Annotated in this window: 15 protein-coding genes; 10 read left to right on the top strand and 5 right to left on the bottom strand. The window is 65.2% G+C overall.

Annotated features, from left to right (window positions below; genetic code table 11):
• Positions 1–8: 8 nt before the first annotated feature.
• The 4 genes from GYH26_RS02850 to GYH26_RS02835 all read left to right on the top strand — a co-directional run bounded on the left by GYH26_RS02850 (position 9) and on the right by GYH26_RS02835 (position 3,647).
• Complete coding sequence (locus GYH26_RS02850; RefSeq protein WP_161540410.1) at positions 9–767, top strand: arylesterase; 759 nt, start codon at positions 9–11, stop codon at positions 765–767.
• Between the two features lie 22 nt (positions 768–789).
• Complete coding sequence (locus GYH26_RS02845) at positions 790–1,971, top strand: CynX/NimT family MFS transporter (RefSeq protein ID WP_161540409.1); 1,182 nt, start codon at positions 790–792, stop codon at positions 1,969–1,971.
• A 90-nt stretch (positions 1,972–2,061) separates the two neighbouring features.
• The gene (msrP, locus tag GYH26_RS02840; protein WP_161540408.1) at positions 2,062–3,009 is read left to right on the top strand and encodes a protein-methionine-sulfoxide reductase catalytic subunit MsrP; all 948 of its coding nucleotides are present in this window, start codon (positions 2,062–2,064) and stop codon (positions 3,007–3,009) included.
• Positions 3,009–3,647 carry a sulfite oxidase heme-binding subunit YedZ gene (locus GYH26_RS02835; protein ID WP_161540407.1) on the top strand — a complete coding sequence of 213 codons (639 nt, stop codon included), beginning with the start codon at positions 3,009–3,011 and terminating at the stop codon, positions 3,645–3,647. Before msrP ends, GYH26_RS02835 begins: the two co-directional genes overlap by 1 nt.
• 74 nt (positions 3,648–3,721) lie before the next feature.
• Here the strand turns inward: GYH26_RS02835 and bglX are convergent, their stop codons facing one another.
• Positions 3,722–5,995, bottom strand: a complete 2,274-nt coding sequence (gene bglX, locus GYH26_RS02830; protein WP_161540406.1) for a beta-glucosidase BglX — start codon at positions 5,993–5,995, stop codon at positions 3,722–3,724.
• Between the two features lie 222 nt (positions 5,996–6,217).
• On the opposite strand from bglX, the gene GYH26_RS02825 reads away from it, so the two are divergent.
• The 6 genes from GYH26_RS02825 to GYH26_RS02800 all read left to right on the top strand — a co-directional run bounded on the left by GYH26_RS02825 (position 6,218) and on the right by GYH26_RS02800 (position 11,530).
• A complete protein-coding gene (locus GYH26_RS02825) occupies positions 6,218–6,673 on the top strand; it encodes a nuclear transport factor 2 family protein (RefSeq protein ID WP_161540405.1) in 456 nt (151 codons plus the stop codon).
• Positions 6,670–7,773: an alpha/beta hydrolase gene (locus GYH26_RS02820; protein ID WP_161540404.1), complete on the top strand. Its 1,104-nt coding sequence runs from the start codon at positions 6,670–6,672 to the stop codon at positions 7,771–7,773. Before GYH26_RS02825 ends, GYH26_RS02820 begins: the two co-directional genes overlap by 4 nt.
• Before the next feature lie 22 nt (positions 7,774–7,795).
• The gene (locus GYH26_RS02815; RefSeq protein WP_161540403.1) at positions 7,796–8,608 is read left to right on the top strand and encodes a (R)-mandelonitrile lyase; all 813 of its coding nucleotides are present in this window, start codon (positions 7,796–7,798) and stop codon (positions 8,606–8,608) included.
• Between the two features lie 457 nt (positions 8,609–9,065).
• Complete coding sequence (locus GYH26_RS02810) at positions 9,066–10,160, top strand: bis-aminopropyl spermidine synthase family protein (protein WP_161540402.1); 1,095 nt, start codon at positions 9,066–9,068, stop codon at positions 10,158–10,160.
• Positions 10,161–10,250: 90 nt separating this feature from the next.
• Positions 10,251–11,156: a KaiC domain-containing protein gene (locus tag GYH26_RS02805; RefSeq protein ID WP_161540401.1), complete on the top strand. Its 906-nt coding sequence runs from the start codon at positions 10,251–10,253 to the stop codon at positions 11,154–11,156.
• Positions 11,157–11,158: 2 nt separating this feature from the next.
• Positions 11,159–11,530: a hypothetical protein gene (locus GYH26_RS02800; RefSeq protein WP_012843045.1), complete on the top strand. Its 372-nt coding sequence runs from the start codon at positions 11,159–11,161 to the stop codon at positions 11,528–11,530.
• A 63-nt stretch (positions 11,531–11,593) separates the two neighbouring features.
• Here GYH26_RS02800 and GYH26_RS02795 read toward each other — a convergent pair whose 3' ends face one another.
• The 4 genes from GYH26_RS02795 to GYH26_RS02780 all read right to left on the bottom strand — a co-directional run bounded on the left by GYH26_RS02795 (position 11,594) and on the right by GYH26_RS02780 (position 18,744).
• The gene (locus GYH26_RS02795; RefSeq protein WP_012843044.1) at positions 11,594–12,463 is read right to left on the bottom strand and encodes an FAD binding domain-containing protein; all 870 of its coding nucleotides are present in this window, start codon (positions 12,461–12,463) and stop codon (positions 11,594–11,596) included.
• Between the two features lie 24 nt (positions 12,464–12,487).
• The gene (locus GYH26_RS02790; RefSeq protein ID WP_161540400.1) at positions 12,488–14,860 is read right to left on the bottom strand and encodes a xanthine dehydrogenase family protein molybdopterin-binding subunit; all 2,373 of its coding nucleotides are present in this window, start codon (positions 14,858–14,860) and stop codon (positions 12,488–12,490) included.
• A 39-nt stretch (positions 14,861–14,899) separates the two neighbouring features.
• Positions 14,900–15,415: a (2Fe-2S)-binding protein gene (locus GYH26_RS02785; RefSeq protein ID WP_012843042.1), complete on the bottom strand. Its 516-nt coding sequence runs from the start codon at positions 15,413–15,415 to the stop codon at positions 14,900–14,902.
• A gap of 383 nt (positions 15,416–15,798) precedes the next feature.
• Positions 15,799–18,744 carry a glycosyl hydrolase 115 family protein gene (locus GYH26_RS02780; protein WP_161540399.1) on the bottom strand — a complete coding sequence of 982 codons (2,946 nt, stop codon included), beginning with the start codon at positions 18,742–18,744 and terminating at the stop codon, positions 15,799–15,801.
• Between the last annotated feature and the right edge of the window lie 23 nt (positions 18,745–18,767).

Here is an 18,767-nt window from a genome sequence, read left to right as displayed (position 1 = left end):
TCGGGCTGATGCACAGATTCGACCTCCTTATAACCGGTCCGACCGATTCGGTTCTGAAACTGCTCCTTTTGCCGCTGCTCATGCTGCTGGCTGCCTGCGGCGGTGCGTCCGAATCGCCCCGCCCTGAAGCTTCGCCGGATACGACGGCCCCGGCCGCCCGCGACACCGCCCGCGCGGAGCGCACGATCAACGTGCTCGTACTGGGCAACAGTCTGGCCGCCGGCTACGGCCTGTCGCCAGAAGAAGCCTTTCCGGCCGTCCTGCAGCGCAAAGTGGATTCGCTGGGATGGCCCGTGCGCATCATCAACGCCGGACTGAGCGGCGAGACGTCGTCCGGCGGTCTGCGCCGTATCGACTGGCTGCTCCGCGAACGCATCGATGTGCTCATTCTGGAACTGGGCGCCAACGACGGGCTGCGCGGCATCGACCCCGAAGTGACACGCCGCAACCTGCAGGGCATCATCGACAAAGTGCGGGCCCGCTACCCGGACGCCGACATCATCCTGGCCGGCATGCAACTGCCCCCCAACCTGGGCCCCGATTACACGGCCGCCTTCCGCGCCATCTATCCCGAGCTGGCCCGTGCCAACGACGCGCACCTGATTCCCTTCTTGCTCGAAGGCGTCGGGGGCGTGCCCGAGCTCAACCAGGCCGACGGCATTCATCCCACGGCCGAAGGGCAGCGCATCGTGGCCGAAAACGTCTGGCGCGTGCTGCGCCCCGTACTGGAGCGACAGCTTTCCCGGCCGACTCGAAACACATCGTAAACCGAACAGGTCGGTACCTGCCATGCGATCTGTAGAATCTGATGTGCAGATCCAGCATGGATGGATCGTTGCAGGCGTTCTGGCAGCCGCCGCCAATCTACGCGCTCCGCTTACGGCGGTGGGTCCCCTCATTCCGCACCTGCAACGCGACCTCTCGCTCTCTCATACGGCCGTAGGTCTTCTGACGACGTTACCGTTGCTGGCTTTCGGGCTGGGCTCGTTCGGGGCTTCCCGACTGGCTGCACGGTTCGGAATGGCGCGCGTGCTGCTGCTCTCGATGATACTGCTGACCATAGGCGAACTGGTCCGGCCGTTTCCGGCCCCTTTCTACCTGTTTATCGGAACGCTCCTGGTAGGTGTTGCTATCGCTGTCGACAACGTGCTCTTGCCAGCCGTCGTCAAAGAATCGTTCCCAGCCCGCCTGGGCGTATTGACCGGCCTTTATCTGGCCACCATGCACCTGATGGCTTCGCTGGCCTCGGGACTCAGTATACCGATGGCCGAAACCTGGGGACTGGGCTGGGAGGGAGCTTTACGCTGCTGGGCCCTGCTGGCTTTTGTGGCGGCCCTGCTCTGGATTCCGCCAGCACGTCGTTCTTCTCCGACAACGTCTCCTGAACCAACGCGGCGATCCCTGCCCTGGCGCTCCGCGCTGGCCTGGCAGGTCACGTTGTTCATGGGCCTGCAGTCCTTCTTTTTCTACTGCATGATCACCTGGATCCCCGCCCTGGCACAGGATCGCGGCCTTTCGGCCACAACAGCTGGCTGGATCCTGTTTGCCTTTCTGCTGGCGCAGCTTCCGCTGCTGTTCATCACGCCTGTGCTGGCCGAGCGACGGCCGCATCAACAATCCCTGGCCCTCGCAGCAGGTCTGCTGACCATAGCCGGCGTGGTCGGCTTTATGATCGGCAAGGGGGTGATGCTCTGGAGCGCTGCCATCCTGGCCGGCGCCGGGGCCGGCATGGGTTTTTCGCTGGCCATGACGCTCTTTCCTCTGCGCACCCGCACTCCCCTGCGTGCAGCGGATCTTTCCGCCATGGCCCAAGCGATCGGATACCTGCTGGCCGCCGTCGGACCGACGGCCTTTGGCTTCCTTTATGACCAGACGCATCGATTTACCGCATCACTCGGGATGTTGCTGGGCGTCACCCTCCTGATGCTGGGCTTTGGCGTGGCCGCTTCACGCCCGCGCTTCGTCGATTGAATGGTCCTGTAACAAAAAGGTCCGGCCGGCCACTAACCCGGTCAGGAACTCCGAGACCGACCGGGCTTTGCCCGTAAAAAGCAGACCGTCATGCTGATCCGCACCGAAACGCCGATTCCTTCGTCCGAGATCACCGACGAGCGCCTGTACTGGAACCGCCGGGAATGGCTGCGTCAGGCCGGGCTGCTGGCCGGAGCGGCCCTCACCGGACTGCTGACGCCGGGCTGCCGGGCCGAAGGCCAGCAGGTACGCCACAAGGCGAACCCCGGGCCCTACGACACCGACGAGCCCTGGACCTCCTACGAAGACATCACCACCTATAACAACTTCTACGAGTTCGGCACGGGCAAACGCGACCCGGCCCGCAACGCCCACCGTTTGCGCACACGCCCCTGGACGATCCGTGTCGAAGGGCTCTGCCACCGACCGGCCACCTACGAGCTGGAGGATTTCGTCAAACCCTACACGCTCGAAGAGCGCGTCTATCGGCTCCGCTGCGTCGAGGGCTGGTCCATGGTGATCCCCTGGCTGGGCTTTCCGCTGGCCGAGGTGATCCGAAGGGCCGAACCCATGGCCAGCGCGAAGTTCGTCGAGTTTACCACGCTGTACGATCCGGAGCAGATGCCCGGTCAGAAGGCCCCCATTCTCGACTGGCCCTACGTCGAGGGATTGCGACTGGACGAAGCGCTGCATCCGCTGACGATCCTGGCCGTCGGACTCTACGGCAAAATGCTGCCCAATCAGAACGGCGCTCCGATTCGGCTGGTGGTGCCCTGGAAGTACGGCTTCAAGTCGATCAAATCGATCGTGCGCATCCGCTTCGTGGAAAAGCAGCCGATCACCACCTGGATGAAGGCGGCGCCGCACGAGTATGGTTTCTACTCGAACGTCAACCCGAACGTGGACCACCCGCGCTGGAGTCAGAAAACCGAACGCCGCATCGGGGAATTCCGCAAGCGCAAGACGCTGATGTTCAACGGCTACGCCGACCAGGTGGCGCACCTGTACGAAGGCATGGACCTGAGGAAGTACTTCTGATGCGCAGGCTGACACCCTGGCTCAACGGGCTGGTCTGGCTGGGCGTGGCCGCGCCGCTGCTCTACCTGACCTGGGGACTCTGGATGGATCGGCTCGGCGCCAACCCCATCCAGGAGATCACGCACCAGACCGGCCGCTGGACGCTCCGTTTTCTGCTCGCCACGCTGGCCATCACGCCGCTCCGGCGCCTGACGGGCTGGAACGGCTGGATCCGCTGGCGGCGCCGACTGGGGCTGGCCGCTTTCTTCTATGCCTCGATCCACCTGCTGCTCTACCTCTGGCTGGACCAGTTCTTCGACTGGGGCGAGATCGGCCGGGACATTCTCGAGCGCCGGTTCATCACCGTGGGGCTGCTGGCCTACGGCCTGATGGTACCGCTGGCCGTTACTTCGACGGCCGGCTGGATCCGCCGCCTGGGCGGACGCACCTGGCGCCGTCTCCACCGGCTGGTCTATGCCATCGCCGTGCTGGGCGTGCTGCACTACTGGTGGGCCGTCAAGTTCGACTGGCGCCCGCCGCTGGCCTACGGTCTCATCCTGCTGGTGCTGTTTCTGCTGCGCCTGCGCCGACCTGCTTCGTCCCGGCCCGTCGTCACCCTGCCCCCTCAACCGCTCTCAAAAATCAGATCAGAAGCATAACGGACGATTCGGTTCTTCCGCATGGCGGCATTGTGTTGCCAGCGCCGAGCTTCACCCCCCGCAAGTCACGTTGTTTACGAATCCGAGGCCACCACCTCGAACCGTGCCTGCAGCCCTTCGGCCGACGAGGGACCCACCCACAGCGTGAACCAGCCCGGCTCCACCACCCAGCCCCCCTCCAAACCCCAGAACCGAAGCGCACGCACCGGCAACCGAAACCGCACCGCCTTCGTCTCGCCCGGCGCCAGCTCCACCCGCGCAAAGCCCTTCAACTCCTTCACCGGACGCGTCACCGACGCCACCTCGTCCCGCACGTAGAGTTGCACCACCTCCTCCCCCCGACGCCGACCCGTATTCGTCACCCACACCACCACCTCCAGCGTGTCGTCCAAACCCAGCCGCGTCCGGCTCAACCGCAGACTGTCGTACACAAACGTCGTGTAGGTCAACCCGTACCCAAACGGATACAGCGGCGTCCAGGGCACGTCCACGTACTTCGACGTGTATTTTTCCTCGGCCCGCGGCGGCCGTCCCGTCGGCTTGTGGTTGTAGTAGAGCGGCTCCTGACCCGTCGCCCGCGGAAACGACACCGGAAGCCGTCCCCCCGGACTCGCCTTCCCGAACAGCACGTCCGCCACCGCGTGCCCCATCTCCGTCCCCAGAAACCACGCCTCCACGATCGCCGGTGCCGAAGCGGCCAGCTCCGGAATCGCCAGCGGCCGCCCGTTCATCAACACCACCACGACCGGCCGACCCAGCGCCAGCAGGCGCCGCGCCAGCTCCAGCTGCACCCCCGGAAGCTCCACCGACGCCCGACTGGCCGCCTCCCCGCTCAACTCCCGGTGCTCACCCAGCACCAGAATCACCACCTCCGCCCAGCGCGCCACCGCCTCCGCCTCCGCAAAACCGCTCGTGTCCGTACTCAACGCCGCCGCCACCATCTCCTGAAAACTCCCCGGAGGCACCTCCGCATAACCCGGCGCGTAGCGCACCGTCGCCCCGGGGAGCGCCGCCCGGATCCCCTCCAGAATCGTCACGGCCTCCTCCGGACGCCCCGCCGCCGCCCACGGCCCCAGCACACTCGCCGAATCGTTGGCCAGCGCCCCGATGACCGCCACCCGCTGCAACGTGTCGGCCAGCGGCAACAGCTCCCCCTCGTTCTTCAACAGCACGATCGCCTTACGCGCCACCTCCCGCGCCAGCCGCCGGTGCTCCGGCGACAGCAACACCTGCTCGCGGCTGACGTCCCGACAGTAGCGGTAGGGATCCTCGAACAAGCCCAGCCGATACTTCACGCGCAGCACGCGCCGCACCGCCTCGTCCACCACCGCCTCCGGAAGCCGTCCGGCGCGCACCTCCTCGGCCAGCTTCCGCACGTAAATCCCGCTGACCATGTCCATGTCCACCCCCGCCTCAAGCGCCTTGCGCCCCGCCTCGGCACTGTCGGCCGCAATTCCATGGAAAAGCAGCTCCCAGATGGCCGTCCAGTCGCTCACCACCAGCCCTTCGAAGCCCCATTCGTTGCGGAGCACGTCGGTCAACAGCCAGCGGTTGGCCGTGGCCGGCACGCCCCCGATCTCGTTGAAGGCCGACATGATCGAAAGCGCCCCGGCGCGCACCGCCGCCTCGAACGGCGGCAGATACACCTCCCGAAGCGTCCGCTCCGAAACATCCACCGTGTTGTAGTCGCGTCCGGCCTCGGCCGCCCCGTAGGCCGCAAAGTGCTTCGCCGTGGCCAGAATCGTCGTCGGATCCCGGAGATCGCGCCCCTGAAAGCCCCGCACGCGCGCCGCCGCCATCACCGCGCCCAGATACGGATCCTCGCCGCTACCCTCGACGATCCGGCCCCAGCGGGCATCCCGCGCAATGTCGACCATCGGCGCAAACGTCCAGTTGAGCCCCACCGCCGACGCCTCCACGGCCGCCACGCGGGCCGCCTGCTCGACCAGCGCCGGGTCGAACGTGGCCGCCTCGGCCAGCGGCACCGGAAAAATCGTCCGAAAGCCATGGATCACGTCCAGCGCAAACAGCAGCGGAATGCCCAGCCGGCTCTCCTCGACGGCCTGGCGCTGCATGGCGCAGACGGCCTCGGCCCCGAAGAAATTCATCACGGCGCCCACGCGGCCGCGACGTATGGCGTCGGGCTCGCCTTCGCGCACGACCGGACCAGTTTCGGCCATGCCGCCGTTGTAGAGCGTGAGCTGGCCGAGCTTTTCTTCGAGCGTCATGCGGACCAGCAACGCTTCGATGAGCGAGTCCTCGCGAGCCCGGTCCACCGGCTGTGCCACAGCAGGGAACAACCAGCCACTCCAGAACAGGCTCAGCACAAGCAGGCGTAACGCGCGCATGGTGCTTCAAACGACGGGTTCAGGTGTCTGTCGGGAAGGTTAACACGCCGGCCTCTTTCCGGCAAGTCTTTTTTCAGGAGACAGTCCCCCCCGCCGTTTTCCCTATCGATCACGGTGCGGATATGGAAGATCGTCCAATACTTCGGGAAAATTGTTATACCTCGTATTGCGCACGTTTTGCTATGCTTGTAGCGTATCCGGCCACCCACCAATCGAGCTGCCATGGTTCGCCTGTTGCTTCCCTGCTGTTTGTTCTGGATGGTTACGAGCAGTTATGCCCAGCAGCCTGCCGGAGCTACTTCGGAGGCCACCGCCACAGAAATCATTACCCTGTCGCAGAAGAAATGGCAATGGATGGCCGATCGGCTGGTGGACTCGCTGGAGGTGCTGTTCCATCCGGAGGCGGTCTTCGTGCACATGGGCGGCACGCTGACTCGTGAACAGGAACTCGAAGTCATTCGAACCGGCCGCATTCACTACAAACATGCCGAGATTTTTGAGGTGTCCGTACGGTTTCTTTCGCCGACTACTGCCGTCCTGCTCAATCGCATTCGCCTGGATGCCGTCGTGGGCGGCAACGAGGTGACCAATCCTTTCATGGTGACCGAAGTGTACGTGCGGGAAAACAACCGATGGAAACTGGGAACCCTGGCCTTTACCCGATTGCTCGAACGATGAAACCCACCTTCTTCAGAGGCGGCGCGCTTACGCTGCTTTCCGTAATGCTTCTCAGCGCATGCGGAAGGCATCGGGTTGATCCATCCGCGCTGATCATTCAGGAACAGGGGAGCTTTTTCGTAGGCGGGACGGTCATCTCGGCCCCGGGTACGTTTGACCCCATACGCCAGGGGGCCTTCAATCCGGCCGGGCCGGACCCTCAGGGCCAGACGCTGCACGGCGACCACGCCTACGTGTTCTATCAGATTCCGGCCGACGCACGTAAACTGCCGCTTGTCTTCTGGCACGGCTACGGCCAATCGGCCAAAACCTGGGAGACGACGCCGGATGGCCGGGAAGGCTTTCAGAACCTGTTCCTGCGCCGTCGCTTTGCCGTTTACCTGATCGATCAGCCACGCCGGGGAAGGGCCGGTCGCAGCACCCAGCCCACAACGATTCAGGCCACACCGGACGAACCGTTCTGGTTTGGCATCTTCCGCCTGGGAATCTGGCCGGAATTCTTTCCCAACGTGCAGTTTTCGCGCGATCCGGAGGCGCTGGAGCAGTTCTTTCGTCAGATCACGCCGAACACCGGCCCGTACGAACCTCCGGTGTTCGTCGAGGCCGTCTCGGCCCTGTTCGACCGCATCGGCCCGGCCATTCTGGTCACGCACTCAGCAAGCGGCGGTCTGGGATGGCGTGTGGCCATGCGCAACCCGAACGTTCGGGCCATCGTCTCCTTCGAGCCCGGTAGCAATTTCGTCTTTCCGGAAGGAGAGGTGCCCGAACCCATTCCGTTTGCCGGAGGCCAGGCGTGGGCTACGTCGGCCCCGCTGGAAGATTTTCTACAACTGACCCGGATCCCCATTCTGCTTTACTACGGCGACAATATCCCTGAGGAACCGTCGCCCTACCCGGGCCAGGATCAGTGGCGGGCTTTTCTGGCCATGGCCCGCCTGTGGCAGGAGGCCGTCAACCGCCACGGCGGAGATGTTACGCTGATCGAACTACCGAAAATCGGGATTCACGGCAACACCCACTTTCCCATGTCCGACCTGAACAACGTGGAAATTGCGGACCACCTTTTCAAATGGCTCCAGCAGAAGGGGTTGACCGAATGAGCTGACCAACCTGCAAGGCGACATGGTGCGATTGCTCGTTTTGCTGATCCTGACCGGTGCAATGCTCGCAAACGCATCCCACGGACAGGGCGCGATCCGGGTCATAAGCGGTGTTGCTCCGGTGGATACGGCGCAGGCGCAGCATTTTACAGGGGTCGCCCGTGTGGGGGGAAATTTTCAGGCCGCTTCGCCTGCACGCACCTATGGAGCCACGGTCACTTTTGAACCGGGGGCCCGAACGCACTGGCACGTCCACACACTCGGCCAGATCCTTGTCGTTACGGCCGGTCGAGGCATCGTTCAGGAATGGAACGGACCGGCCCGGGAAATTCGGCCGGGGGACGTTGTGGTGATTCCGCCCGGCGTCAAGCACTGGCACGGGGCATTCCCCGACACCCGTCTGACGCACGTGGCCCTGGTGGAACGCCCCGAAACGGGAGCGGCGACCACCTGGATGGAGGCGGTTACCGATGCCCGGTACGCCGAAGCGCTGGCTGGTGCCGCAGCCGCCGCGGGCGAACTTCGGCCTTCTCGGGCGCAGCAACTCTTTGGCGAAATCGCACCCGAACTGGCCGAGTTAACCGACCGGGTGCTGTACGGCCGGGTATGGGCCGATCCGACGCTTTCACCCCGGGATCGGAGCCTGATCACGGTGGCGGCGCTGATCGCCCTGAACCGGCCGGACCAGCTTCGATCGCACCTTGCCCTGGCGCTGCAAAACGGGGTTTCCCCGAGCGAACTGATCAGCACCATCGTTCATCTGGCTTTTTACGCCGGATGGCCGAACGCAGTCACGGCGCTTCAGAGTGCCCGGGAAGTTCTCGCCCGTCAGTAGCTGGCCCTCATTCAACCCCGCCCGAGGCTGAGCTGGCGGTGCGCCCTTGCCAGGCAAACGACACCTTTCCGCCAGTCGTGTCCACGGCTCGCGTCGGGCATCCGGGATGTGGCCTCATTCTTGCTCCGACAAGCCATGCGCTTCATGCATCTGCTGGCGGGTACCTACGGATCAGGTTCAGGTATTTCGCGCGGACGACCACAGGGCAACGAGTCGATCGAATTGTAGGCGGTTGACACCGGACCGTTATCAACGGATTGGAGCACGTCGGCAACGTTCGTCCGCAATCCACTTTTTCGGAAAAATTCGCCTCGTATGCAAAATATGGTCATGCAGTCGGTTGTTTCAGGCGCTGAAGGTTCGTAAGTTACCGATTCTCCTGTCGATCATGGCTTCATTGCCATCCTTGCCTTAAGGCATTCGTTTACGCGTACCCTCGAAACAACCGGTCTGTGTTATGCCACATACGAAAACCTTCCCGGAAACCTCAGCGGTCGAACTGCGGGATCGTCTGCTGGAAACGGTCCGTCAGCAGGTGCCGGTGCCCTTCACCGAGCGCGACGCCGAGCGGGCACTGGCGGCCCTGCTGACCACCGACAATCTGTGGGACGCCATCCGGATGAGCCGCGTGCCGTTGCGGGTGCTCAGTGCCTTCTGGCATCAGCTGATTGCCGAGGGTCTGCTGGAGGCGCACGATGGCGCGCTGCGCCTGACCGAAAGTGGTCAGGCGCTGGCCCAGGCACTGGGCGCGGCCCCCGTCCGCGAGGCCACCTGTGTGCATTGCGAGGGCCGGAGCGTCGACTATCGCACGCTCCCCGACGACGTGGTCGAACGCTTTGCGGAAATTTGTCGGCACCGCCCCGAGGCCATTCAGGACTACGACCAGGGCTTCGTCACCGAAGCGACCACCCTTGCGCGCATTGCGTTCGCCTGGCACCGGGGCGATCTGGAGGGCAAGCAACTGCTCGTCCTGGGCGACGACGACCTGATGAGCATCGCCGCGGCGCTGACCGGCGCACCGGCCTACGTACTGGCCGTTGACATCGACGACCGGCTGATTCAGTTCATCAACGACGTGGCCCGGCGCGAGGGGCTCGACCGGCTCGAAGCCGTTCGCTACGATCTGCGCGAACCACTTCCCACTTCGTGGCTTCGGAAGTTCGACACGTTCATGACCGACCCGACCGAAAGTTTTCTGGGCTTCAAAACGACGATCGAGCGCGGGCTGCTGGCACTGCGCGGCCCGGGATGCGCGGGCTACTTCGGGCTGACGCACGTAGAGTCGAGCTACGAGAAATGGGCACAAATCCAGCGCTTCTTGCTCGACAGCGGCGTCGTGCTCACCGATCTGATCGATGATTTCAGCGCCTACGTCAACTGGGGCTACATCGAATCGATGCGCTCCTGGGAATGGCTGCCCACCCACCGCCTCCCCGAGCGGCCCTGGTACTACTCGGCGCTCCACCGCATCGAGCTGCTGCACACGCCCGCACTGGAAAACGCGGCCGTCGAGGGCGACATCTTCACCGACGAAGAAGCTGCCACCACCTAACGTATTACAAAGCCATTACATAGGCGCTGAAGCGATTTTGGCACAACGACGTTCGAGCTACCGGTTGCCCAAACAGCCGGTAGCTTTTTTATGGCTGGAGCTGTTTCGCGCGAGGCCGGACCGCTGGTCGAAGCGATCGTATCGCTGCGGCATGCGGCCGCCGCCGCGCCGCCTCTGGAGGGCGTCCCAACGGGCGTCGAGGGTCTGGACGAACTGTTTTTCACGACGGAGTGGCGAGAAGGTCGTCCGGTGCGCAAGCCCCTGGGGGGCATTCCTCGCTATGCCGTTTTGCAGGTAACCGGTGTGGCCGACACCGGCAAGAGCCTGCTCGTGGAGCAGTTCGCCGTCGCGCAGGCCCGGCGCGAGCAGGTGTGCCTGTTTCTGACCACCGAGAGCCCGGCGCCGTTCGTGGCGATGGGTCTGCGTACGCGGGCCGCTGCCATGGGCGCCGACTGGAACGCCATCGAAGACCGGATCGTGCTGGTCGATGCGGCCACGCACACGATCCTGACGCAGGACCTTCCCACGCTGTTCAACACGCTGGCGCACGCCATCAAAACCTACCACGTACGGGCCGTGGTGATCGACTCGATCACAGGCCTTTACGAAGCCCGCGAAATGCTGGCCCGCGACGTGGTGCGGCCGATCTTCACGTTCCTCAAAAAATGGCACCAGACGGCGCTGCTCGTCTCGCAGAAGCGCAGCGGTCACGAACTGCTCACGGCCGAAGCGGCCGGCGGCTATGCGGTAGGCCATATTCTCGACGGTACGCTGGTGCTGGCCAAGCAACCCATCACCAGCGCCCAGCAGGCCCGGCTCTACCGCGTGCCCATCGGCGAGACGGTCCGGCTCTTTCGGATCGACGGCTGCCGGCTGTGCGGGCACGACACCAGCACGCACCTGCTGGAAATCACCCCGACGGGGCTGGTCCGCATCGGCCCCAGCCTGCAGACATTCCATCAGGAAGCATCCGTCGAACCCAACTACCAGACGTAGCCATGCCGGTCGAAGTCACTCCGCAACCGGTCGATCTGGACCAGCGCGCGCTGCAGGTGTTTCTGAAAGCCATTGAACTGGCGGGCGGCCCACGCGGTCTGCTCGAGCGGAAACGCCTGACCTGGCTGCCCAGCCTGATGGAGGCCGCCTATGCCGTCGTGCTCGAAGCCGAGCATCATCGCTCGGTGGATGAAATCGCCCGTTTTCTGGGGCTTTCGACGGCCGCCACGCGCAACCTGCTCCGGGCCTCGACCGAGGCCGTCCGAGAGCGGCTGGAGCAGGAAGAGCCCTCGGAACGCAACGTGCACATCGCCGGCGGCCTGGCCCGCCTGGCCTACGAGGCGCTTCAGCGCGAGGCGGCCCGGGCTGGTTGAAGGGCGGGTATTTTCCACCTGAGGCCAGGCTACGGGAGCCGGTTCACCGGGCCGGAACGAGGGTCAGCCGCGCGCCCGCTCGAAGGCCTGCCGGAGCGCCCGCCGCGCAAGCACGTGGCACAGGTGCGCCCGGTATTCGGCACTGGCGGCCAGATCGCTGAGCAGGTCGTCGGGATCGACCATGTCTTCGAGCGAGGCGGCCAGCGTCCGTTCGTCGATCGTCTTCCCGACGAGCCGCTTTTCGGCCTCGGTGGCCCGGAAGGCGGCCGCCGCGGCACCCGTGATCCCGATGCGCACCTCGGCGCACGTGTCGTCGGGTGCCAGCTTGACGAAAGCCGCCACGCCCACCACGGCGTAGCGCGAGGCCGGGTTCGGGAACTTGAGATAGGCGGCGCCGCTGCGCGGCGGCATCACCGGCACGCGCACGCGCGTGAGCAGCTCGCCAGGCCGAAGTGCCGTGGTGAAAAGCCCCTGGAAAAAGTCGCGCGCCGGAATGGTGCGGCGGCCGTCCGGCCCGGTCGCCTCGATTTCGGCATCCAGTGCCAGCACGACGGCCGGGTAGTCGGCGGCCGGATCGGCATGGGCCAGGCTGCCCCCGATCGTCCCTTTGTTGCGCACCTGCGGATCGCCGATCTGCGCGGCCGCTTCGGGCAGCACCGGGCATTTCTGCCGGAGCAGCTCGGAAAATTCGATCGTCCGGTGCGTGACGAGCGCTCCCAGCTCGAGGCGACCGTCCCGTTCGCGGATCTCCGTCAGTTCCCGGATGCCGCCGATGTCGACGAGCAGCTCCGGCGTGCTCAGCCGCAGTTTCATGAGCGGAATCAGGCTGTGGCCGCCGGCCAGCACCTTGGCTTCGTCGCCGTGCTCCCGGAGCAGCGCGAGCGCTTCGTCGATCGTGTGCGCCTTTCTGTATGCGAAGGTCTGCGGAATCATGGCCGTTCCGGTCGTTTTCGTTGGTCAGGAAGCGTGTCCGTCGGTTGGGAGCCCGCGCATGGCGCGCCAGACGCGCTCGGGCGTCAGCGGCATGCGGATGTCGCGCACGCCCAGATGGTAGAGCGCGTCCACGACGGCGTTGACCACGCAGGCCGTGGCCGCGATCGTGCCGGCCTCCCCGGCGCCCTTCGCGCCCAGCGGGTTGTGCGGACAGGGCGTCTCCTGGTGCCCGACCTCGAACGACGGCAGGTCGTCGGCCCGCGGCAGCGCATAGTCCAGCAGCGAGCCGGTCAGGAGCTGGCCGCTGGAGCGATCGTACACCGCCCCTTCGAGCAGCGCCTGGCCGACGCCCTGCGCCACGCCGCCGTGGATCTGGCCCTCAACGATCATCGGGTTGATGATGCGTCCCACGTCGTCCACGGCAATGTAGCGGAGCAGCTTCACCCTGCCGGTCTCCGGATCGATCTCCACCACCGACAGGTGCGTCCCGAAGGGAAAGGTGAAGTTGGCCGGATCGTAGAAGGCGTTCTCCTCCAGACCGGGCTCCAGCCCTTCCGGATAGTCGTGCGGCACGTAGGCCGTCAGCGCAATGTCGCCAAAGCCAATGGCCCGGTCGGTGCCCTTCACGATGAACTGACCGTTGCGGAACTCCAGGTCCTCTTCGGCCACTTCGAGCTTGTGCGCGGCGATCTTCCGGGCTTTGGCCTTGATCTTTTCGAGTGCGCGATAGATGGCACTACCACCCGTGGCCAGGCTGCGCGAACCGTAGGTGCCCATCCCGAAGGGGATCTCGGCCGTGTCGCCGTGGATGACCTCTACGTCTTCGAGCGGGATACCCAGCTCGTGCGCCACGATCTGGGCGAAGGTGGTCTCGTGCCCCTGACCGTGCGAGTGCGTGCCGGTGAAGACCTGCACCTTGCCGGTGGGCATCACCCGGATGGCCGCGCTTTCGTACAGGCCGGCCCGCACGCCGATGGCGCCGGCCACCTTCGAGGGCGCCAGGCCGCACGCCTCGATGTAGCAGGAAAGTCCGATGCCGATGAGCCGTCCCTGCTCACGTGCCCGCTTCTGCTCCTCGCGGAGCTTCCAGTAGTCGGCCATCTCCAGCGCCTTGTTCAGCGCGCCCTCGTAGTTGCCGCTGTCGTACTGGAGCACGACGGGCGTCTGGTAGGGGAATTCGTCCGGCTGGATGAAATTGCGCCGCCGGAGTTCGGCCGGGTCGATGCCCAGCTCATGGGCCCCCAGTTCCACCAGGCGTTCGACCACGTAGGTCGCCTCGGGCCGTCCGGCCCCGCGGTAGGCATCGACCGGGGTCGTGTTCGTGAAGACACCCTTGACCTCGACGTGAATGTGCGGCGTCTTGTACTGACCGGCCAGAAGCGTGCCGTAGAGCCAGGTAGGCACGCCCGGTGCGAACGTCGAAAGGTAAGCGCCCAGGTTGGCGATCGTCCGCACGCGCAGCCCCACGATGCGGCCATCGCGATCGAAGCCCATTTCGGCCGTCGTGACGTGGTCGCGGCCGTGCGCGTCGCTCACGAAGCTCTCGCTGCGGACGGCCGTCCACTTTACGGGCCGGCCCAGCTTGCGGCTGCTCCAGGCACAGATGACCTCTTCCGGATAGTGAAAGATCTTCGAGCCGAAGCCGCCCCCCACGTCCGGCGAAATCACGCGCACTTTGTGTTCGGGAATTTTCAGCACGAAGGCGCTCAGCAGCAGCCGGATCAGATGCGGATTCTGGGACGATGTGTAGAGCGTCAGCTCGTCGCGTCCCGGATCGTAATGACCGATGGCCGAGCGGGGTTCGATGGCGTTCGGAATGAGCCGCTGGTTGACGAACTCCAGCTTCGTGACGTGGTGCGCTGTAGCCAGCGCGCGGTCGGTGGCTTCCCGATCGCCCAGTTCCCAGACGTAGCACAGGTTGCCGGGCGCGTCGTCGTGCACGAGCGGCGCCCCCTCCTTGAGCGCCTCGGCCGCATCCACCACGGCTGGCAGCTCCTCGTAGTCCACCTCCACCAGCTCGGCGGCGTCGCGGGCGGCCGCCTTCGTTTCGGCGATCACCACGGCCACCCCGTCGCCCACGTAGCGCACCTTGTCGACGGCCAGCGCGTAATGCGGCGGCTCCTTCATGTCGGGACCGATCTGCCAGCCCGTGGGCAGCGATCCCACGCCGTCGTCGAGCAGGTCTTTGCCCGTAAAGACGGCCACCACGCCCGGATGCTGCCGGGCTTTCTCGGTGCGAATGGCACGGATCCGGGCATGCGCATGGGGACTGCGCACAATCCAGGCGTAGAGCATGCCCGGCAGGACGATGTCGTCGGTGTAGCGCCCTCGTCCTGTCACGAAACGCCGGTCTTCGACCCGGCGAATGGGCGCGCCGATATAGCCTCTGGCTTCCATGGCTCCAGACAGGTTTTCCGGTTCGTGGATATGCGCCGATCAGGATGCCCCCGTGGACGCGGCTTCGCCCCGCGGGACGACGGCCTCGCCGCGCATGCGGGCGGCCGCGTACTGAATGGCCCGCACAATGTTGTGGTAGCCCGTGCACCGGCAGAAATTCCCTTCCAGCGCGTGCCGGATTTCTTCCTCCGACGGATCCGGGTTGCGCCGCAGCAGGTCGGCCGCCGCCATGATGATGCCCGGCGTGCAGAAACCGCACTGCAGGCCGTGCTCCTGCCAGAAGCCCTCCTGCAGCGGATGCAACGCGCCATCTCGAGCCAGTCCCTCGATCGTGGTGATCTCGCAGCCGTCGGCCTGCACGGCGAACATGGTGCAGGACTTGACGGCCTCGCCGTTGACGTGCACCGTGCAGGCGCCGCACTGGCTCGTGTCGCAGCCGACGTGCGTGCCCGTCAGCCCCAGTACGTCGCGGATCAGTTCGACCAGCAGCAGGCGGGGCTCGACCTCCACCCGGTGCGTCTGCCCGTTGACCGTGACCTGAATCGTGTGCCGCATGACGCCCTCTTTTTTTATTCGCCCGATTAAAAGCGCTTCCAAAAGGCCACAACCACTGCTATTCACCACAACTTCACTTCCGGTTAATTAAAAATTTTCCATCGCTCAGTCAAGAGATGGGCCTTGCCTTTCGGGGCGTTACCGGTTTGTAACAATTCCGGAATGTAGCAATGTGAACAAGAAAGGAGGTGAGAAAGCACGGGCGCACACGGCGGTACGCCCCTGCCAGATCCCTGACGTTTTCCCCATCCTGTAGGGGCGACCCCCTGTGTCTGCCCGGTCATACCCGCCGGATTATGTCCGGCACCCAGGGATGTGTCACCCTCATACACCGGTAAATCAGCGATCCTATAGGATCACCGCCTGCCCACACGCTCCGATGACTATCGGGTAGCTCTGGCGGCGTGGGCCGAACCCGCTTCGGGTTCCGGAGGCCAGTGGGTGCGGCGATTGCGCACGAAGGGACTTTCGGGCGGTCCCAGATAGCTCGGGCGCAGCCCGCCCGTGTCGATGACGATCCGTTCCACCACGACGCCGCCGTCCACCGCCCAGAGCTTGAGCGTGTGGGGGCCGGGTCGGGTGATTTCGTGCACGGACGTGACGATGCGCACGTTGCGGGCGACGGCGTCCATCCACACGCGGCCGTAGCGCCAGTCGGGGATCGTGTCGGCGGCGTGTACCTCGACGAGCTGTGGCGGCGCGTCGTCCAGCGAGACGGCCAGCCGGAGTCCACCGGGGCGGTTGACGAAATTGTAGGTAGGCGTCAGGTAAAGGTGCACGCGAATGCGTCCGGGCGCGGGCAGCAGCACGTCGTATTCCAGGCGCGGGCTGTCGGCGCCGGGCGCTTGCGCCCGCATCGTCACGGGCAGCGGAGTGACGGCCGAGGCCGTTCGTCCCAGGTTGGGGATCACTTCCCAGCGGGCTTCGCCGGCCGGCACCTGTCGGCTGAAATGGTGGGCCTCGATGGCCAGGTGTCCGTCACGCGCCACGAAGCCCTCGAAGTCCGGCGGTATGCGGTCCACGATCCGCTCCAGCGGGGCCACGACGGGCACGCGCATACCTGGCCCTTCCACGTAGAAGACGAGCTGCGCTGCTCCGGGCGGCACCTTCGCCCAGTCGACGGTCACCTGGATGCGCTGCTGCTCGGTCACTTCTCCTTCGGTGGAGGAGAAAACCAGGCCGGGCGATTCGGCCTGAATGCGAAAGCGGAACGGTTGCCGCCCCCGGTTGAACACTTCGAGGTAATGCACCGGGCGGGTCAGATCGTCGAAGACGGGCAGCGTGGCCGGTGCGTCGGGTCCGGGCCAGGCCTCGGGCTGTCCCTCGACGGCCACGGCCGGCAGGGCCGTGTCGGGCACGGCGATCGTTTCGACCTCCGGCATGATGTTCTCGTCCGGGTCGTCCCAGCTCGTGTAGCCGATGCGCGGCTGGTCCATCATGTGGTTCCAGCGGCCGCCGCCCATCACGTGATTGTAGTAGGCGGCCAGTTCAGCGTCGCGCGCGAACAGACGCCGCACCTTTTCGGCCATCCGGTTGGTGGCGGCGCGCCGCTGGCGCGCATAGAGGCGGTTCAGCGCCAGCGCATGGTACATCTCGTACAGGTTGGCGCTGGCCATCACCGGATAGGCCACAAGCTGGTAGAACGCATCGCGGTAGGCGGCGGGCATGCGCTCATGAAGGGCCTGCGCACGGGCGGCCAGCGCCCGGTAGTCCGCGACGACGCGATCGAACTCCCGGTAGTGGTGCAGGCTGTAGGTGTCGGCGTCGAGCAGCTCCGGCTTGCGACGGGCGTTGTACTTCGTGTAGGTAGCCAGCAGCGTCGCGATCTCGGCGGCATACCGGGGCCCGAACTGTTCGGCGGCCCAGCGTTCGTAGTAGCGGGGCAGGTCGGCGGCCGTGAAGCGCTCCGGATCCCAGGCCATGTCCATGAAAAAAGTGAGGGGCAGCTCCATGGGCTTGATGTCGCCCACGTTCACGACCCAGAGCCGATCGACGCCGTGCCGGTAGGTGAGGCGCATCTGCTCCCAGGTGCGTTCGATCTGCACCGTGTTGATCCATTTGTAGCTGCGCGGCGCCCCCACATAATCGAAATGGTAGTACATGCCGTAGCCGCCCTTTCGCGGCGGACTACCGGGCGGCGGCAACAGACGCACGTTGCCCCAGTTGTCGTCGGTGAACACGATCGTGATGTCTTCGGGGACGCGCATTCCCTTTTCGTAGTAGTCCTGCACCTCTTTGTAGATGGTCCAGGCCTGGGGGATTTCGGAGGGATCGCGGCCGGTTTCTTCGGCCAGAATCCGCCGCTGATCGCGGATGATACGCTCCAGCAGTTCGATGGCCGTCTCTTCGCTCATGGGCTCGTCGCCGTCGCCCCGCATGCCCACCGTCACGATCGCCTCATTGTGCTTCATGCGCCGGATCCCCTCCCGCCAGAAGGCCTGCAGCGTCGCGGCGTTTTTCGTGTAATCCCAGGGTCCTTTGCCGTGCCATTGCCATTCGACGTGCGCCCGGAGCATGGGCTCGTGGTGCGAGGTGCCGATCACGATGCCGTAGCGGACGGCCGTGGGGATGTTCAGACTGTCCTCCTCGAAAAACGAGCGGCCCCACATGGCCGGCCAGAGGTAATTGCCCTTCAGGCGCAAGATCAGCTCGAAAACGCGCGCGTAGAAACGGTGGTTGAAGCCGCCGAATTTTTCATAGGCCCAGCCCGAAAGCGCGGGCGCTTCGTCGTTGATGAAGATTCCCCGATAGCGCACGCGCGGGTAGTCCGTGCGGCGAAGCGTACGCGCCACGTAAAGCGCGGACCGGTGCGGTACAGGCACGTCGGTCCACCAGTACCAGGGCGAGACGCCCATCGCCCGCGACAGGTCGTAGATGCCGAAAACCGTCCCGCGCGGATCGCTGCCGGCGATGACCAGGCGGTCGGCTCCCCGGACGTCGGGTACGACCTGCAGCAAAAACGCCTCCCAGCGTCCTTCGATTTCGCCTGGAGCGAGCTGTCCGGTCTCCACCAGTTCCCGGATCAGGGGACTGTGCGCCAGGCTGCCCACGACGAGGGACGGTTCGGCGGGCCACGTGTCGTAGTGCACGACGGGACGCCGCCCCGTCACGCGCTCCAGGTCGGCCACCAGATCCTCGATGGCCCGGAGCACCACCGGATCGTCGGCCCGGCTCGCCACGATCGACACGACACGGCCGTTTTCGGCCAGAGCAAAGCAGTCGTCCGGACAGGCGTCCTGCACGTACGACGACAGGGGCTGCGCCGGTGCCGATTCGATCAGCAGCAGACCCGTCAACAGCAAAAGCAACGCGCGCATCTGCGAAAGCATGTTTTTAGATAGAGACCTGCGGA

The sequence above is a fragment of the Rhodothermus marinus genome, assembly GCF_009936275.1.
GTDB classification, from domain to species: domain Bacteria; phylum Bacteroidota; class Rhodothermia; order Rhodothermales; family Rhodothermaceae; genus Rhodothermus; species Rhodothermus marinus_A.
The sequence above is the reverse complement of the archived record's forward strand: the minus strand, read 5'-3'. Positions and strand labels throughout refer to the sequence as shown.

Bases quoted from the DNA above. Each gene is read 5' to 3' on its own strand.
- GYH26_RS02795 (WP_012843044.1), bottom strand. From the start codon at position 12,463: ATGATTCCGCAGACCTTCGCATACAGAAAGGCGCACACGATCGACGAA.
- GYH26_RS02790 (WP_161540400.1), bottom strand. From the start codon at position 14,860: ATGGAAGCCAGAGGCTATATCGGCGCGCCCATTCGCCGGGTCGAAGAC.
- GYH26_RS02845 (WP_161540409.1), top strand. From the start codon at position 790: ATGCGATCTGTAGAATCTGATGTGCAGATCCAGCATGGATGGATCGTT.
- GYH26_RS02850 (WP_161540410.1), top strand. From the start codon at position 9: ATGCACAGATTCGACCTCCTTATAACCGGTCCGACCGATTCGGTTCTG.
- GYH26_RS02780 (WP_161540399.1), bottom strand. From the start codon at position 18,744: ATGCTTTCGCAGATGCGCGCGTTGCTTTTGCTGTTGACGGGTCTGCTG.
- GYH26_RS02785 (WP_012843042.1), bottom strand. From the start codon at position 15,415: ATGCGGCACACGATTCAGGTCACGGTCAACGGGCAGACGCACCGGGTG.
- GYH26_RS02815 (WP_161540403.1), top strand. From the start codon at position 7,796: ATGGTGCGATTGCTCGTTTTGCTGATCCTGACCGGTGCAATGCTCGCA.
- GYH26_RS02835 (WP_161540407.1), top strand. From the start codon at position 3,009: ATGCGCAGGCTGACACCCTGGCTCAACGGGCTGGTCTGGCTGGGCGTG.
- GYH26_RS02810 (WP_161540402.1), top strand. From the start codon at position 9,066: ATGCCACATACGAAAACCTTCCCGGAAACCTCAGCGGTCGAACTGCGG.
- GYH26_RS02825 (WP_161540405.1), top strand. From the start codon at position 6,218: ATGGTTCGCCTGTTGCTTCCCTGCTGTTTGTTCTGGATGGTTACGAGC.
- GYH26_RS02800 (WP_012843045.1), top strand. From the start codon at position 11,159: ATGCCGGTCGAAGTCACTCCGCAACCGGTCGATCTGGACCAGCGCGCG.
- bglX (WP_161540406.1), bottom strand. From the start codon at position 5,995: ATGCGCGCGTTACGCCTGCTTGTGCTGAGCCTGTTCTGGAGTGGCTGG.
- GYH26_RS02805 (WP_161540401.1), top strand. From the start codon at position 10,251: ATGGCTGGAGCTGTTTCGCGCGAGGCCGGACCGCTGGTCGAAGCGATC.
- msrP (WP_161540408.1), top strand. From the start codon at position 2,062: ATGCTGATCCGCACCGAAACGCCGATTCCTTCGTCCGAGATCACCGAC.
- GYH26_RS02820 (WP_161540404.1), top strand. From the start codon at position 6,670: ATGAAACCCACCTTCTTCAGAGGCGGCGCGCTTACGCTGCTTTCCGTA.